This is a genomic window from Acidobacteriota bacterium (assembly GCA_035471785.1).
Classification (GTDB): Bacteria; Acidobacteriota; UBA6911; order RPQK01; family DATIPO01; genus JANQFM01.
Map to the genome: position 1 here is coordinate 19,569 of DATIPQ010000050.1, position 16,636 is coordinate 36,204.

At 64.4% G+C, this 16,636-nt stretch carries 8 protein-coding genes; 4 read left to right on the plus strand and 4 right to left on the minus strand.

The window, feature by feature from the left end:
* Positions 1–5 precede the first annotated feature (5 nt).
* Both VLU25_07705 and VLU25_07710 read right to left on the minus strand, forming a co-directional pair.
* Positions 6–1,304, minus strand: coding sequence for a homoserine dehydrogenase (locus tag VLU25_07705; GenBank protein ID HSR67811.1), 1,299 nt, complete (start codon positions 1,302–1,304; stop codon positions 6–8).
* Positions 1,301–2,596 carry an aspartate kinase gene (locus tag VLU25_07710; GenBank protein HSR67812.1) on the minus strand — a complete coding sequence of 432 codons (1,296 nt, stop codon included), beginning with the start codon at positions 2,594–2,596 and terminating at the stop codon, positions 1,301–1,303. Before VLU25_07710 ends, VLU25_07705 begins: the two co-directional genes overlap by 4 nt.
* Positions 2,597–3,084: 488 nt before the next feature.
* Between VLU25_07710 and VLU25_07715 the strand changes: the two genes are divergently transcribed.
* The 4 genes from VLU25_07715 to VLU25_07730 all read left to right on the plus strand — a co-directional run bounded on the left by VLU25_07715 (position 3,085) and on the right by VLU25_07730 (position 9,717).
* A complete protein-coding gene (locus VLU25_07715) occupies positions 3,085–6,462 on the plus strand; it encodes a TonB-dependent receptor (protein HSR67813.1) in 3,378 nt (1,125 codons plus the stop codon).
* A 95-nt stretch (positions 6,463–6,557) separates the two neighbouring features.
* Complete coding sequence (locus tag VLU25_07720) at positions 6,558–7,127, plus strand: hypothetical protein (GenBank protein HSR67814.1); 570 nt, start codon at positions 6,558–6,560, stop codon at positions 7,125–7,127.
* A gap of 90 nt (positions 7,128–7,217) precedes the next feature.
* Positions 7,218–8,369, plus strand: a complete 1,152-nt coding sequence (locus tag VLU25_07725) for a tetratricopeptide repeat protein (GenBank protein HSR67815.1) — start codon at positions 7,218–7,220, stop codon at positions 8,367–8,369.
* A gap of 13 nt (positions 8,370–8,382) precedes the next feature.
* A complete protein-coding gene (locus VLU25_07730; GenBank protein ID HSR67816.1) occupies positions 8,383–9,717 on the plus strand; it encodes a CCA tRNA nucleotidyltransferase in 1,335 nt (444 codons plus the stop codon).
* Positions 9,718–9,749: 32 nt separating this feature from the next.
* Here the strand turns inward: VLU25_07730 and VLU25_07735 are convergent, their stop codons facing one another.
* A complete protein-coding gene (locus VLU25_07735; protein ID HSR67817.1) occupies positions 9,750–13,430 on the minus strand; it encodes a UvrD-helicase domain-containing protein in 3,681 nt (1,226 codons plus the stop codon).
* Entirely contained in the window at positions 13,427–16,432 is a 3,006-nt protein-coding gene (locus VLU25_07740; GenBank protein HSR67818.1) for a PD-(D/E)XK nuclease family protein, read from the minus strand. The genes VLU25_07735 and VLU25_07740 overlap by 4 nt, the downstream gene beginning before the upstream one ends.
* Between the last annotated feature and the right edge of the window lie 204 nt (positions 16,433–16,636).

Sequence of the window (16,636 nt, forward strand, 5' to 3'; positions counted from 1 at the left end):
CACATTCACTCCAGGATGGGCAGGGCCAGCGGGGGACGGGAGTGAAAGTCGAGTTGGGCCATTTCGGCGACCGCCTCTTCCACCGAGGCGAAGGAGGTGGGGTCGATGGTGATGACGAAGGGCAGATCGACCGGATCGTCCCAGGCTTCCTGCACCACGGAGTGGATGTTGATGCCGTGGCGGTGGAGGATGCCCGCCAGCGCGGCCAGGATTCCGGTGCGGTCGCGCACCACGAAACGCAAGTAGAAGGGATAGACCTCGCGGGAAGCGTCGGCCGGGCGGGCGCCCTTGTCGGCCATCAGGTAGGGGGCGGCATAAAAGCTCCCGTTGCCCGCTCTCCAGAGAGCGGCATTGAGCACGTCGGAGGCGGCCGAAACGGCTGTAGCCGCACCTCCCGCACCGGGTCCGCTGAGGACAGTCGAGCCCAGCCGGCGTCCCTCGATTTTGACGGCGTTGACCTCGCCCTCGATCTTGGCCAAGGGCAAGTCCTGAGCCACCATGAAGGGGTTGACGCGCAGCCGGGGCCGGCCGCTCTCCTCCTCCAGAGAGCCCGAAGCCAGCAGCCGGATAGCGTAACCGAGTTGGCGGGCGTAGCGGAAATCGACGGCCTCCAGCGATTCGATTCCCTGCACCGGCACCGTTTCGGGAGCGGGCCAGACCCCGAAGCAGAGGGCCGAGAGAATGCCCAGCTTGTCGGCGGCATCGCGGCCCGAGACGTCCAGCGACGGATCGGCTTCGGCATAGCCCAACTCCTGGGCCCGCGAAACGGCCTGATGATAGTCGGCTCCGCTGGCGGCCATTTCACAGAGGATGAAATTGCAGGTGGCGTTGAGAATCCCGCTCAACCCTACGATGCGGTCGGAAAAGAGGGAACGGCGCAAGGCGCGCAGCACGGGGATGCCTCCCGCCACCGCCGCTTCGAATCCCAGGAAGGCCCCCCGCATGGAGGCCAGGCGCAGGTAGAGAGGACCGTGGCGGGCCATGAGAAACTTGTTGGCGGTCACCACCGAGCGTCCTCGCTCTAAGGTGGCCCGGATCAGCTTGTCCGCCGGCTGCTCGCCGCCCAGCACTTCCACCAGGATGTCGACGTCCTGGGCCAGCAAGGATTCCAGATCGTCGCTGAAGCTGACGTCAGGCGGCAGAAAGGACCGGTCCTTGTTCCCGTAGCTGCGGTCGAAAATATGGCTCAGGCGCAGGTCGACACCCAACTCGCGCCGATAGCGTCCGCTTTCCTCCGTCAGTTGACGGGCCAGTGCGCGTCCTACGGTGCCGTATCCGGCCAGTCCGATGCGTTGCATGCTCATGGCGCCTGCTCCTCTTGGCCGTCCTCTGCCGGAGGGCGGCGCAAGCGTCGTTCCACTTGGTCGAGTTTGAAGGCGTGGTGGACGCTGCGCACGGCAGCCTTGAGGTCGGCGGCGCGGATGATGCAGGCGATGCGCACCTCGGAACTGCTGATCAACTCGATGTTGATGCCTTCATCGGCCAAAGCCCTGAAGAAGGTGGCGGCCACACCCGGAACCGAGGCCACTCCCGAGCCGATTATGGCCACCACTCCCGCCTCGCGGTCGACTTCGACTTTTTCGGCCCCGACCTGGGGCGCCGCTTCTTGCAGGACTTGCAGCGCCCGGTCGGCGCTGTCCCGGTCGACCACCAGCGAGACGTCGTTGCTCTGATCGTGGCGCAGGCCCTGGATGATGAGGCGGATGTTGATGCCGGCTTGGGCCAGCCTTTCCGAGATGAGGGCGGCCACGCCGGGAAAATCGCGAACCCGGGTCAGGGCGACTCGGGCAATGTCCGACTCGTAGGTGACCCCGGTAACGGAAACCTTTTCCACTTGGTCCTCCTTGACGACGGTGGTGCCTTGCCCGGCTGCCCCTTGGCCGCTGCCGGCGAAGCTGGAAAGCACCTGCAGGGGGACCTGATGCCGGTTGGCGATCTCGACGCAGCGAGGGTGCAGCACCTTGGATCCCGAGGCGGCGTATTCAAGCATCTCCGAATAGCTGATGAAGGGCAAGAGGCGGGCCTCGGGAACGATGCGCGGGTCGGCCGTGAAAACGCCTTCCACGTCAGTGAAGATCTGGCAGCGGGAAGCTCCCAGGGCGGCGGCCAGTGCGGTGGCCGTGGTGTCCGATCCGCCTCGGCCCAGGGTTGTGATCTCGTCGCTGTCGGTGACCCCTTGAAAGCCGGCCACGAAGACCACATGGCCGGCCCTCAGGCGCTCCTCGATGCGGTCGGTGCGGATGGCCCGTATTCGGGCCCGCGAGAAGTTGCCGTCGGTCACGATCCCGCACTGGGCTCCGGTCAGCGAGACCGCTTCCACCCCGCGCTCGTGCATGGCCATGGCCAGCAAAGCGATCGACACTTGTTCTCCCGTGGCCAGCAGCATGTCGAGTTCGCGGGGATGGGGACGGTTGCTCACCTCGCGGGCCAGAGCCAGCAGGCGGTCGGTGGTGCGGGCCATGGCCGACACCACCACCACCTGGGAGAGCCCCCGCTGGTGATCGCCTGCCAAGTCGGCGGCAACCTTGCGGATGCGCTGAGGCGACCCGACCGAGGTGCCTCCGTATTTCTTGACCAGCACGGCTTGCTTGGACATGGTCTAGCCATCCAGAAGAGAATCGGGCGAGCGGGCGTCGAAGGCGTATGATGGGCAATCCGGACGCCTTTTGTCAATTCCACCTCTCCGCCAGCGGTTTCACTCCCCTCTGAGAGCCATTCAGAAATTTGGACCGAGCCGAAGAGTTGACATCCATTTATTTGAATTAGGCCGGCAGCCGAGAACCTCCGCGGCGGCGGTGCGGACAGGCGTAAGTCAGTGCAGGCAACGATTTGGGTCTATAAGGCATAGACCGCCGAAATGCTGGTATTCAAATTGCATCACAGCGGCGCTTATCGGAGACGCCAGTCCGAGGATCTCGTTTCGCAACGTGGTCGGGTGGCGAATCAAGTTCTGGCACTTATCTAATCTTGCGTTTAAAGTGCCAGCTCGATTCTCCTTATCACGGCGAATTGCCCGACCCATTGCGGGTTAACGTCAGGGAGCCTCTTGGACTGACGAAACTTCAAGGAGAAGGAGCAACATCTATGAAAGTTTTCAAACTCGCAAGTCGTACGCTGTTAGTGGCGGCTGCGCTGGCCCTGATTGCTTCGGTCCCTCTTTTTGCCCAGGGTTCGAGCATCACGGGCAAGGTGACCGATACCAGCGGGGGCGTGATTCCCGGAGCTGAGGTCACCGTCACCAATGTGGCCACGGGCGATTCCCGTACCGTGGTGACCAGCGATAACGGCATCTTCCGCGTCAGCAACCTGCGCCCGGCGCGCTACGTCGCCAAAGCGGTGATCACCGGCTTTAAGACCACCACCAGCCAGCCTTTCGACGTCAGCGTCGGACAGGTGGCCCACGTCGACCTCAGACTTGAGGTGGGCGAAATCAGCGAAGAGGTGATCGTCACCGGAGCGGCCGCCACCATCGAACTGGAGCAGGGCCGGGTTTCGACCCTGGTCGACCAGGAAAAAGTGGTCAACCTGCCGCTCAACGGGCGCAACGTCATGCAACTGGTGCAGTTGTCGCCGGGCTCGGTCAACGCTGCGGCCACCATTTCGGAGCCGGGGGCGGCCAACGCCACTCAGGACGTGACCACCTCGGTCAACGGCGGACGCGTCAACATGAACGGCTTCTGGATGGACGGCATCAGTTCCAAGCAGCTTTCCGGCGGCATGGCCTCTCAGCCCTCAGTCGACTCGGTACAGGAATTCCGCGTCGAGACGCTCAACTTTTCGGCCGAATACGGCGCTTCCATCGGCTCGGTGGTCAATGTCGTGACCAAGGGCGGAACCAATAGCTTTCACGGTTCCGTTTTCGAGTTCCACCGCAACGACAACGCCGATGCCCGCGAGTTCTTCGATATCGGGGATCCGGGCGACCCCACCGGAGGAAAGCCGGAGTTCAAGCAGAACCAGTTCGGCGGCACCTTCGGCGGACCCATCATCGAGGACAAGACGTTCTTCTTTTTCTCTTATGAGGGAATCCGCATCCGCACCGGCGACTCCACGCTGACCACTTTCGAAGCTCCAGCCTGGACCAACTTCGTGCAAAGCAACGGCGCTCCGGTCGCTCAGTTTCTCTATTCCAACTACGCCGTGGGCAACATTCAGGTCAATCCCACCACCGTGGGCCAGTACCTGTTGGGTACCGGATACATCAACAACGCCACCCAAGGCGAAGTGGATGCCGCCCTCAACGGCCTCTTCGGCGTGGCCCCCGGGACCCTGGGCGTCAACGACGTGATGACGGGCGATGTCTCCATTTTCACGCCCCAGGCCACTGACGGCGATCAGTTCACTCTGCGCGGCGATCATGACCTTAACGACGACAACAAGATCTTCGCCCGCTACTTCCTGGACGACCAGGGCGGCGTGGTGGTCGATCCGCGCCCGGCTTTCAACTCGCCTCAGACCATCCGCACCCATCACGGCGTGATCAGTTGGACGTCGATCATTTCGCCCACCATGGTCAACGAGGCCAAAGTCGGCTTCAACCGCACCATCAACGACATCCTGGCGGGAACGCCGGGCGTGCCGCTGGTGGCGGAAGGCGGAACCGGCACGGCCACCTTCGGGGCCTACAACGGCTATCCCCAAATCTTCCACGAGAACACTTTCTCCTGGTCCGACACCCTGTCCATCAACAGCGGGCGTCACGGCATCAAGACAGGAATCACCGTCCGCCGCAATCAGGAGAACTCCGAGTTCAACGTGGGGCGTCCCAGCTACTACTTCTTTGACCTGGTGCAGATCGCCCTCGACACTCCCTACTACCAGATCGGCGGCGTCAACCCCAACCTGCCCGAAGTGGGCGGCAACGGACAAGCCGAACTGGCTTCCAACTTCCGCGCCTGGAGGGGAACGGAAATCGGGGTCTTCTTCAACGATGACTTCAAAGTCCGTCCCAACCTGACCCTCAACCTGGGCGTGCGCTGGGATTGGTTCGGCCGCCTGGTGGAAGACCAGAACCGCACCACTCAGTTCGACCTCTCCCAGGGCAGCGACATCTTCGAGCGCGTGGTCTTGGGCGGCTTCGCCACCGCCGAGAAGCTCTCCGGCGACGACTACAACAACTTCGCGCCGCGCATCGGCCTGGCCTGGGACCCCTTCGGGGATGGGAAGACCTCCATCCGCGCCGGCTACGGAATCGCCTACAACGGCGCCGTCTACAACCCGTTGGCCAACTCGCGCTGGAATCCGCCTTTCTATTCCTTCAACCTGATCTGCGCTCCCGACGTCTGCGGACGTCCCAACGAGAACATTCTCTACGGGCCGCAGGACGGATCGGCGGTCACGCCCACCGGACCTAACAACAACATCGGCGCCGGCCTCTTCGAAGGCAACATCATCGCCTACGACCCGACCAACGCCAACACTCAGTTCCTGTCGGGCATTCCCAACCCCAACACGCGCGATCCCTACACTCAGAGCTTCTTCCTGGGAATCCAGCGCGAGATCGCCAAGGACACGTCCTTCGAGATCAACTACGTGGGAACCCTGGGCCGCAAGCTGATCAAGGCGGAGTTCTTCAACCGCTTTACCGGCGACCGGCTGGGCGCGCCCTCGCCCGTCAACGGAGACTTCGCCGGCGACACCGGACTCAACCGCCTCAACCCCGGCTTCGGACGGCTGCGCTTCTGGGAGAATTCCGTCAACTCCAACTACCACGCTCTGCAATTGCAGATCGACCGCCGCTTCTCGGACGGATTCGCCTTCAATGCCAACTACACGTTCTCCAAGTCTCTGGATACGCGTTCCACCTGGCATAGCGGCGCCACCTCGTCGAACTTCAACGCCGACGGGTTCGCCCTCGACATCAACAACTTCGCCCTCGACTACGGACGCTCGATCTTCGACGCCCGCCATCGCTTCGTCAGCAACTTCATCTACGAAACGCCCTGGTTCAGGGACAGCGGCGGACTGCGCCGGGCTGTGCTGGGGGGATGGCAAGTCAACGGCGTCGTCACCCTGCAGTCGGGTCAACCTTTCACGCCCCACTACTCCACCAGCCGCCCCGCCGGCGGCGATTTCAACGCCGACGGCGAGAACAACGACCGCACCAATGTTCCCAGTTTCGGGAATTCGGTCGAGTTCGATCAGGATGACTGGAAGAGCGGGCCGGTGTTCAACGTCGGCGACTTCCCCCTCCCCACGCTTGGAACCAACGGGGACCTGGGACGCAACACCTTCCAAGGGCCGGGATTCGCCAACGTCGACTTCTCGCTCTTCAAGGAGTTCTCGCTGGACCGGCTGCTGACCGAAGAATCGCGTTTGGAGCTTCGTTTCGAGTTCTTCAACATCTTCAACCGCGCCAACTTCCTGCAACCCGAACCGCGGCTCAACAGCCTGCTCTTCGGCAGCGTGACCGATACCTTCGATGCACGCGAAATCCAGTTCGGACTGAAGGTGGTCTTCTAGACCGCCCTCACCCGCAACCTTCAGGGCGCCCTCCGGGGCGCCCTTTGTTTTTCAGCAACCCTTGCAGCCGGGCCCGCATCTATAGGGACATGTTGATGAAGCGCCTGCCCCTAGCCGCCGCATTTTTCACGGTCGCGTTGGCCCTTGCGGAATCACCCGACCCCAAGGCCGCCAAGGTCGAGAAGACCCTCAACCAGATCCAGGAGGACCAGTACAGCGAGAACGGCTCCGGAAACTCCTACATGATTCAAGAGGACGAACTGAACGCCTACCTGAAAGCCCTCATCGAGGTCCAGCAGCCCGAGGGCCTTGACTCGGCCCGGGTGCGTCTGGACGGCAGCCGCCGCTTCACAACCTGGCTGGAGGTCGACCTCGACCAACTGGACTTGGAGAAGAGCGGCGCCGGCTGGCTCAGCTACATTCTTACCGGCAAGCGAACCATGCAGGTGGAAGGCCGCCTGGAAACCTCCCAAGGCAGAGGTTCCTACACCGTGATCGAAGCCTGGATGGGCTCGGTGCCCATTCCCGCCTCGCTGGTCAATTCGGCCATCAAGCAGGTCGGCGAAAAACAAGATCCGCCCTTCGACCCCACCAAGTCTTTTGACCTGCCCTACGGCCTTCGGGACATCGAAGTCATGAAGGGGCAGGCCGTCTTGAGCAACTGAGGCGGCCTCTTTCCCGGGCCCTTTCCGAATCTCCCGCGGCCGCCGGTCTTGCGCTACCCGATAAACCGCTTGTGTGCTACTCTCCGCAAGATGAGTTCAGACGATCTGACGGTTGAACAATTGGAGAGTTTGCTGGAGCGAGAGGACCTTCCGCAGGAGCAGCGGCTGGATGTCCTCGACATGCTGGCCGGGCACTATTACGACGAAGACGAATACGCCAAAGCCGCCCAATACTACCGTCAGGGAGAGGAGCTCGCGCCCAGCGGCAACGCCAAAGCCTACTTCGCCGGACAGATGGGGATTTGCCACTATCTGCTGGAGCAGGACGAAAGGGCCTACGAGGCTCTTCGGGCCGCCAAGCAGATGTTCGACGAGCAGCGAGGCGACGACGAACAGCGGAATGAAGAGGTCTACGGCATGGTGCTCTTCTTTCTGGGCTCCTACTACGAGTACGTGGGCGAAAACGAGCAGTCGCTGAAAACCCGTCTGCAAGCCCTCAAGGTGCTGGACGAGTTGGACGGCGAGGCTCAATGGATGCTGCTCTCGGGAATCAGCCGCAACCACGAGCGGATGGGCGAGCACGAAAAGGCCATCGAATACAACATGCAGGCCATCTCGCTGATCAGCGACAACGATCCCGAACTGGCCTACCTCTATGAAAGCATGGCCGCCAACTACTTCGAGTTGGGAGAGTACGACGAGGCTCTTTCCTACTACTCCAAGGTGCTCAAGGCCGATCCCAATTTTTCCAACACCGAGCAGGTCCACCGGCGCATCGCCGCCTGTTACAGCCGCCTGCTCGACTACCGCATGGCCTTGCAGTCTTACCGCAAGCTGCTGGAGATCAAGAAGCTGGAGGCCGATAGCAGCCAATCCTTGGCCTGGTTGTACGCTGAAATCGCCCATTGCCTCTATCATCTCAAGGAACATCGCAAAGCCCTGGAGGCGGTCGAGCAGGGACTCAAGCAGCCGGTGGGCGAGAATGTCGAATTGGCCAATCTGCGCAGCTTTCTGACCTCCAGCAACCGCTACCTGGGCCATCACGAGGAAGCCGTTGCGGAGGGCGAAAAGACGCTTAAGATCTCTTCCGATTTCCCCCTCCTCAGGGAAATGCTTCCCAATCTGGCCTTGAGCTATTACGAGTTGGGCCGCATCGAGGACTTCGAACGCAACCGCGAGTTGTGCAACAAGCGGTTTCCCGATTCCGGCTGGACCAAGCACCTCAACAAGCTCAAGGGTTAAGGGCGGCCCCGCCATGCCCGATCTGAGACGCCTCGATCCTGGACTGCGCGAGGGAGCGCTGAGCATCGTCCGCCGATTTCGCCGGCACGGGCATCAAGCGCTGCTGGCCGGAGGCGTGGTGCGCGATCTGCTGCTGGGCCGCAAGGTCGAGGACGTCGATATCGCGGTCTCGGCCACCCCCGAACAGATCGAGGCCCTCTTCCCCGATACCTACGACGTGGGACGTCAGTTCGGCGTCATCCTGGTGCGGGTGGACGGCATCAGCTACGAGGTCACCACCTTTCGGATGGAGGGCGACTACCTGGACGGGCGCCATCCTTCCAGCGTCTCTTTCAGCGACGCCCGCCATGACGCCCGGCGCCGCGACTTTACGGTCAACGCGCTCTTCTACGATCCTTTCCAGCACAAGGTCATCGACTACGTGGGGGGCCAGGAGGATCTGCGCCTCGGCGTGCTGCGCTCGGTGGGCCGGCCCGAGCGCCGCTTCCAGGAAGACAAGCTGCGCATCTTGCGGGCCATCCGCTTCGCCTGCCGCCTGGGATTCGACATTGAAAAAGAAACCTGGCGCCAGGTCGAAGCTCAGGCCCCCCACTTGACTCAGGTCAGTTGGGAGCGCATCCGTGACGAGTTGATCAAGATGCTGACCGGGCCGGACGCTTCGCGCGGACTGCTGCTCATGCAGCAGAGCGGGATCATGCAGGTGATCCTGCCCGAAGTGGCTGCCATGGAGGGGGTGGCCCAGCCTCCCCAGTTTCATCCCGAGGGAGACGTCTTCACCCATACCCGCCTGCTCTTCAAGATGGCGGGACAGGTCGAGGATCCGGCCCTGGCGCTGGCCATGCTGCTGCACGACGTGGGCAAGCCTCCCACCTACACGGTGCGCGAGCGCATCCGCTTCGATCGTCATGCCGAAGTGGGCGCCGAGATGGCCGAAGAGGTCGCCCGTCGCCTGCGCCTTTCCAACGAGACCCGCCGCCAGGTGGTCGAGATGGTGCGTCAGCACCTGCGCTTCATGCACGTCGAGAAGATGCGCCGCAGCACCCTCAAGCGCTTCCTGCGCCTGGATCTCTTCGACAAGCACCTGACCCTGCATCGCTGGGACTGCCTGGCCAGTCACGGCGATTTGGGGACCTGGGAGTTCTGCCGCCGCAAGCTGGAGGAATTCGCGCGGGAACCGGTGCGCCCCCAACCTCTGCTGGACGGAAACGACCTGATCGAGATGGGCTACCGTCCAGGACCGCTCTTCAAAGAGATCCTGACACGGGTGGAAGACCTGCAGTTGGAGGGCCAACTGAGCGAACCGTCCCAAGCCCGCCAATGGGTCACTGAACACTATGCTGTCAGTTAGAGGGTGGGAGGCACATCCCTGCGGCGATCAGCTTAACGCTGCCGGCCGGCTCCCTCCAGCCACCAGAACTCGACGCCCACGCGGCGCTGGGGGAAGAGGCGGCGCAGGGCTTCTCCGTAGAGCTCGCTCTGAAGCCGGTAGTGGGGCGGAAGCTCTCGAGGCCGGAGGCCGGTTTTGTAGTCCACGGCGGTGATGGTTTCTCCCTCTTCGAGGACCAGGTCGACGACCCCGAACCAGGGTTCTCTCCGGTACTGGAGGTGGACCGGCAGTTCCTTGGCCAGCACCCGGGCGGATTGAAAGCGCCGGATGAGCGGCCGGCCCTGATCGTCGAGTGCCTCTCCTTGCAAAAAGGACAAGAGCGATACGACCGCCCGCTCCACCGACCGCTCTTCCATCTCCTTGGGCAAGCGGGAAGCGGCCGGGCCCGGAGAGGACAGTTCCCGCTCCAGTCGGGCCCGCCCGGGGAAGGCCTGGCCGTCCCAGTCCTCCAGCCATCGGTGGACGATTTCACCGGCCCGGCGGCGAATTCCACGGTCCTCCTCCGACATCGGCGCTTCATCCTCGGCAATGTCGGGCAGGCGCCAATCCGGGTCGGGATCGCGTATTTCTTGAGGGGTGCGGCCCAACTCGTCGGTGGGACTGCGCCAGAGAGGCTGCTGCAGCCATTGGCGGCAGCGGCGGCGGCGTTCCTGCCAGAGGCGTTCGTAGTCTTCCCCCAGCTCCCAGCGTGCCACTGGGGCTTTCTTGGAGCGGGCCTGGCCGGCCTCCAGCAGACGAAAATGCAGAGTTCCGCCGCATAGCTCGGCCCTTCCTCCCGTCTGCTCGGCTGTCTGGCAGGCTTGAGCCAGGAATTCGTCCATTTCGGGCGAGGGACGCGAGTAGCAGTGCTGGGCGCAGATGAGAATGAGCTGGTCGCGGGCCCGGGTAGCGGCCACGTAGGCCAGCCTCATGGCCTCGCCCCGGTTGTGCTGCTTTTCCTCTTGCAGGGCCCGGGCGTATCCGGCGCTCTCCACCTTGAGAGGACCGAAAGGCATGAGGAATTCGCCCCGCCGTCGCTGCCCCGGGGCGGCGAAATCGTCCAGCAGGGGCGGATCGCCTGCCGGAAAATCGCCTTTCAGTTCTTCCAGCACGGCGTGCCATCCGCACACCACAACAGCGCGGTTCTCCAGCCCCTTGGCCTTGTGAATGGTGAGGACCCGCACGGCATCGAGCGTATCGTCCGAAATGCTGACGTCCTCTCCCAGGTCGGCATCGAAGCGGTCTCCCCGGTCGGCCCGCTGGCGCTGTTCCAACAGCCACAACAGCACCGGTTCGCTTCCCTGCTCGACTTCCAGCCGGTAGTTGTCGAGCAGCCGCTCCATGCGCACCAGGCTGCGTCCCTCGTGGTCGTGGCGGCTGACATAAGCCTCCAGCGGAAGCCGGTTTCGGATCTGCTGCAACCAGTCCTGGGTGGGCTGCAAGCGGCGTTGCCGGACCAGATCCCGCAGGGCCTCCACGTTCTCGCGGGCGGGGTCCGGAAGTTCGGGGGGCAGCGGATCTTCTCCATGCAGCAGGCTGCCGTCTTCGATCAGGCTCAGCAGGCCGTGGAGGGCCTCGTCGTGCAGCCCCACCCAGGGCCCCCTCAAGACCGCCGCGCAGGCCAAGGTGTCGCCCGGATGATGGAGGGCGATGAGGAGGTTGAGCAGGTCGAGCACCTCGGCCTGGCGATAGAAGGTGCGGGCGCCCGTGCTGACGTAAGGGATGCCGGCGTGACGCAAGGCCTCGAGGATGGGATCGAGTTCGCGCTCTTTGCGCACCAGCAATGAGACTTCCTTGTAGGCGTAGCCCTGGCGGCACAATTCGCCCACCGTGCGGACGGCCTGCGAGGCGGTGACCCGGCGAGCCTCGGAGGCGCTGAAACCGCGCCCCTGAGGACGCTGGTCGCGCAGGTAGATCCACTGGGGACGTTCGCCCTGCTGGAAAGGCAGGGCCATCTGGTCGCGTGCGGCGCGGCCCGCGCCGGGAGCAGGCGGCTGGGCGGAGCGGGGACGGCGGAAAGCCTGCAGACTCTCCTGGGACTGGGCGGCCGGCACCTGTTCCTGAAAAAACGCGTTGACGAAGTCGAGCACCGGCTTGAGGCTGCGAAAGCTGGTGGTGAGCTGAAACTCGCGCGGTGGGACGCCTGCTATCTCCTGGTAGCGGCTGAAAAAAGCCTCCAGGGCGGGCAGGTCGACGCCCCGAAAGCGGTAAATGGACTGCTTGCGGTCCCCCACGAAGAATCCCAGCGGCCCGCGGCCCTTGCGGGAGCGGCGCAGCAGAAGCTCGATCAGGTGCAGTTGCAGGGGATCGGTGTCCTGGAACTCGTCCACCAGCAACACGGCCAGGCGCCCTTGCTCGCGGCGGCGGATGTCGGGGTGTTCCCGCAGCAGAGTCACGGCCTTTTCGATCATGTCGTCGAAGGTCACCAGCTTCAGTTCGCGCAGTGCGGCGCCGCGGCTCCACTCCTCGAAGTGTTGCAGCAAGCGCCTCAGCGAGTCCCGCGCCGGGGCCAGCCGGGTGCCCAGCAGGCGCGCCACCAGAGGACGCCGCAGGTGAGAGGGAGTGCGGAAGAAGCGGCGGGCATGGGCGGGCGAGGCCTGCAACGCCTTGTCGAGGGTCTTCCAGCGCCTGGAGCTGTCGAGAAAAAGGCTCTTTGCGATGCGCTCGGTGAAGTCGAGCAAGCGTCCCAAGGCCTTGGGGTCGACAGCGCTCCAGTCGAAATCGCCGGATTGCCTGTCGGCAGGAGTGGCCGCCGTGTGGAGGACGGCATAAAGCCGTTTGGTCAGTTCCTCCAGCCGCGACGACGGCTTTCCGGGCCAATGGCGATGGAGCTGCTGCACCACCTCCGTCAAACTGCGCAGCGCCTGGTCCGCATTTTCGCTCTCCCCGGCGTCAAGCTGGGCCAGCCAGGGATGAAACAGAGTCTGCTCCAGCCATTGCTCAAGTTGCCTGACAGGAACCGCCTCCAGCACCCGCCTCAGATCTTCCTGCAAAGCGGAATCGCTGAGGGCACAGCGGTTCCACCAGCGGTCGATGAGGCGGCGGGGAAGCGTGGACAAGTCGGTCTCGTCCTCGCGTGCGAAGTGGGCGCCCGGCGCGATGGCAGCCTGCAGGGGATGACGCTTCAGCAGTCCGGCGGCGAAGCTGTGCAGGGTCGAGATCTGCATGTCGGCCGCCAGTTCGGACAAGGCTCCGGCCCCCAGGCGCAACCTCTCCAGGGGGTCTTGGTAGCCCTTGCTTTTCAGCTCAGAGAGCACCTGATCCACGACTTGGGCCAGCAAGACGTCCTTGGGAGGCGGATCGTCCAGCTCGGCTTCCTGCAGGCGCGCCACCCGTCCCAGGTACTGGTGGAGGCGGGTTTGCATCTCCGCCGCCGCTTTGCGGGTAAAGGTGGTCAGCACCAGCGAACGCACCACGCGGCGGGCGGCCCCCATGCGCCCGCTGCGCTCGCGGCTGCGGTAGAGGGCCGTCAGGTCGACTCCGGCCGCCTCCTGGTGGCTGCGCTGAAAACACTCCAGGAAAGGAGCCCGCAGCAGCAGGTAGAGTGCCCTGTGGGTGAGGGTGTGGGTCTTTCCGGTGCCGGCGCCGGCCCACACGAAAGCGTGTTCCTCGGTGAGGATGGCCTGGCTGCGCTGCTGCGCGTCGCCCGGAGAGGGCCGGAGGGAGGAGGAGTCCAAATAGACGGGCACGCTCATGACCCCTCCTCCTGCCCCAGGCGCTCTTGCAGGTAGTGCAGGCGGGACGGCGCCCGGCTGCGGAAGTGGTCGGCCATGCGGGAAGGAGCCGAGGCGTCGTGGCGGCGGCAGACGGAAGCGAAATCGCAGTAGCGGCAGGGCTGCAGCCGCTCCAGCCCCAGGGCACGGCAGGCCTCATTGGAAAGAGGCGTGCAAACGGCCTCTTGCAGCAGCGGCCGCAGCGAGGCCAAGGCCTCTTGGGCCGGGGGAACGTCGCGCACCGAGAATGCGCAGGGCGGCGAGTCCCCCAGGAAAACGTAGACGAAATCGCCTTCCTCTCCCGAACTCCCTCGCCATAACCAGGGATAGAGGGAAGGCTGCAGTTGGAAGCCCGCCTGGATTTCCCTCTCCAGTTCCCCCACCGGCGGCCGGACTCCGGCCTTGTAGTCGACGATGGAGTCGGCCCCGCCGAATTCGCCTTCGTCGACGCGGTCCAGCCGTCCCTCGATTTCAACTTGAGGCAGACCGGGAAAGCCCCGTTTCATGCGGGCTTCCAGCCGTTTGGGATGCATCGACTCCTGCTCACAGAGGAGGCGCAGGTAGTCCTCGATCTGGGAGGCCAGGATGTCGACTTCCGCCTCCTTCAGCAACGGATGGGGCGGCGCCTTGCGGTGACAGGCCCGCCGCAGCGAGGCTTGCAGGGCGCGGCGGGCGGGGCGCTGGCGATGGCCCAGGGCGCGACGGGCGGCAGCGGCCAGGGAGAGTTGCTGGGAAAGAGCCGGAGCCAGCACATCCTGCAAGGCCTCGTGAAGCAGTTTGCCTCGCTGCAAGGGCGCCATCTCGCGTTCGCGGAGGAGCGGCGCCAGGGGTTCCCATCCAGCCACCCTCGCCGCGTAAAAGCGAAAGGGGCAGCGCGCCAGGTCCTGTAGAGCCGTGACGCTGAGAGGACGTTGCGGGAGCGGCAGAGAAGCGCCTGAGAAGGCGCCAGGAAGCGACCTGCGGCCCCGCCCCATCAGTCCGCCGTAGCGAGGCGGCAGCAGAGCTCCCGAGGAGTCTTGCTGGAGAAGGTGGCGGGCTTGCTCGCGGGGACCTCGCGGAAGGGTGGCGCGCCGCTCGGCGTTCCAGGCCGTCAGATAGCGCTGCACCCAGGGCGAGGCGGCCACCCGGCGTCCGCTCTCGTCGCTCTCGGGGACGATCCAATGGACGCGGTCGGCTGAGGTGTTGAGCAGGTAGAAAAGCAGCAACTGCTCCTCGCCCGCCCGCGCCTTGATGGGCAGGCGGTGTCCGACGTCGCGGGCCAGGTTCAGCAGGCGGCGGCGCGAGTCGTCGCTGAGCAAGGGATCTTCGTCCACCCGGCGAGGCAGGTGCCGGCTGCTCAGTCCCATCACGATCAGGCGGCGGGCGGTCAGTCCGCGGCTGCGCATCAGGGTGGTGAAGCAAACGCCGCGGCGGTTGAAATCGTCCGCCTGCCGCTGCTCCGGTCCCCGCGAAAGCAGATCCTGCAAGAGGGCCAGGGGAATGGGCAGATCAGGTGTCGACTGCTGCATGTTGGCGAGGGCCTCGCCGAGAGGACGCAAGGACTCGGCTTGGCTGATCCAATCGCGCTGCAGCGCCTCCACCAGGCCCAGCGCCTGAGCGGGAGTCAGCGACTCGGCCTGACCCTGTCTGCCGAGTTGAAGAAAACGCTCGATCCAGGCCTTTGCCTGAAGGTCTACCTCCTCCTGACCCAGCAGCTTCCAATGCGGCCCGCCCCAGATGCCGGCCTTCCTCAGCCGTTGATCCAGGTCCAGGTGAGAGTGCAGCAGTTGGGGATGGTCCCTCAGGTAGTCGAGAAAGGGTTCGGCCTCGGCGTCAGGCCCCAGCAGCCGGACCAGCCCCCGCAGGGCCCGCAGCTCAGGTTTAGGATCGCCCTTGACGTCCTGGATCCTGAGGGGCAGTGCGAAGGATTGGAAGGCTTCCCGCAAGTGGGGCAGATAGGCCTCGGCGGCGGGCGCGGCGACGATGATGTCCTGCGGTTGCAGGTCGTCCTCCGCGTCCAGCCAACGGCGCGTCTGCAAGGCGGCAGCCAGGGCTTCGGCCCGCAATCCGGAGGCCTTCTGGAAGCTCACGCAGGCGGGCTGCCCATCCAACGGGCCTTGGGGAAAGGTGGCGGAGAAGTACTCCCGGGGCGAGGGGGACTTGGGGTCGGCTTCGGCGGCTGAGAGATCATGTACTTCCACCTCCCCGCCCATACGCAAGCCGATCTCCTCCAGCAGGTCCTGCACCGATTCGAAGGCCGGATGCAGCTCACCGTCCTGCCTCAGGGCCGGAAAATACAGGCGCAAGGGGAGCTTGCGGGCGCAGGCGCACACGACCTGAAGGTTGACGTCGGTCAAGTCATAGAATCCGTAAAGCCAGACTTGGGACTGCTGTTGGGAGCAGCATCTGAGGGCGCGGTGAAGCGTCTCCGCCGGAGCCTCTTCGATGACCTGGGCCAGACGCTGCACTTGCAGGGGCATCCATTCCACCCGGCGTTCCAGCAGAAGTCTCAGCCAGGCGTAATAGAGAGTGAGCATCTCGCGCTCGACTTGCTTGAGCTGGGGCGCCAGGGCCAATTCCTTGAGCAGGTCCTCTTGCTGGGTGCCGAATCCTCCGTCCGCCAGGTCGAAGAAGGTGGGAAAGAGCAGGCTCTGCCCTGCCGGCATCTCGTTGAGGCGCCGGGTGATCTCAAGCTCGGGAAAACGCCGGCACAGTTCCAGCAGCAGGAGGTCGAAGCGGGGATGGCGGCGATGGCCCAAGGGACAGGAAAGGGCCTCCCCCAGCCGTGCGAGCAGACCTCCCACCGTGACCACCCGCACCCCCGCCATCACCCGGTTCGCGGCACCCCGCGCCAAGGTCCAGCGCAGATGATTGGCAACCGAGGCCGTCGGCGTCACCAGCCAGAGCGGCTGCAAACCGTTCTCGGCGCGGTCCTTCGCCACGTCTTCCAGCAACTCGTCGAGCAGTCGCCGGTAGCTGCCGCCCTCGCGAATCTGCAAGCTCATAACCGGGGCCTCCCGCACGGATCAAGATTAGGATCGACCTCTGACACCGGCACCCGGCGCTACTCGGGGATTTGCCCCAGCCTTTTTAGCGATTTCACGCACAGTCCTCTGCCAATCGGAGGGGAATCCCGCCAGAAGGCTGTCCAGCGCCAATCGGCGGCTGGCACCGGGGTTGCTGCCGGGTAAGATGTCCCGAACGAGGTT

Bases quoted from the DNA above. Each gene is read 5' to 3' on its own strand.
- VLU25_07705 (HSR67811.1), bottom strand. From the start codon at position 1,304: ATGAGCATGCAACGCATCGGACTGGCCGGATACGGCACCGTAGGACGC.
- VLU25_07710 (HSR67812.1), bottom strand. From the start codon at position 2,596: ATGTCCAAGCAAGCCGTGCTGGTCAAGAAATACGGAGGCACCTCGGTC.
- VLU25_07715 (HSR67813.1), top strand. From the start codon at position 3,085: ATGAAAGTTTTCAAACTCGCAAGTCGTACGCTGTTAGTGGCGGCTGCG.
- VLU25_07720 (HSR67814.1), top strand. From the start codon at position 6,558: ATGAAGCGCCTGCCCCTAGCCGCCGCATTTTTCACGGTCGCGTTGGCC.
- VLU25_07725 (HSR67815.1), top strand. From the start codon at position 7,218: ATGAGTTCAGACGATCTGACGGTTGAACAATTGGAGAGTTTGCTGGAG.
- VLU25_07730 (HSR67816.1), top strand. From the start codon at position 8,383: ATGCCCGATCTGAGACGCCTCGATCCTGGACTGCGCGAGGGAGCGCTG.
- VLU25_07735 (HSR67817.1), bottom strand. From the start codon at position 13,430: ATGAGCGTGCCCGTCTATTTGGACTCCTCCTCCCTCCGGCCCTCTCCG.
- VLU25_07740 (HSR67818.1), bottom strand. From the start codon at position 16,432: ATGAGCTTGCAGATTCGCGAGGGCGGCAGCTACCGGCGACTGCTCGAC.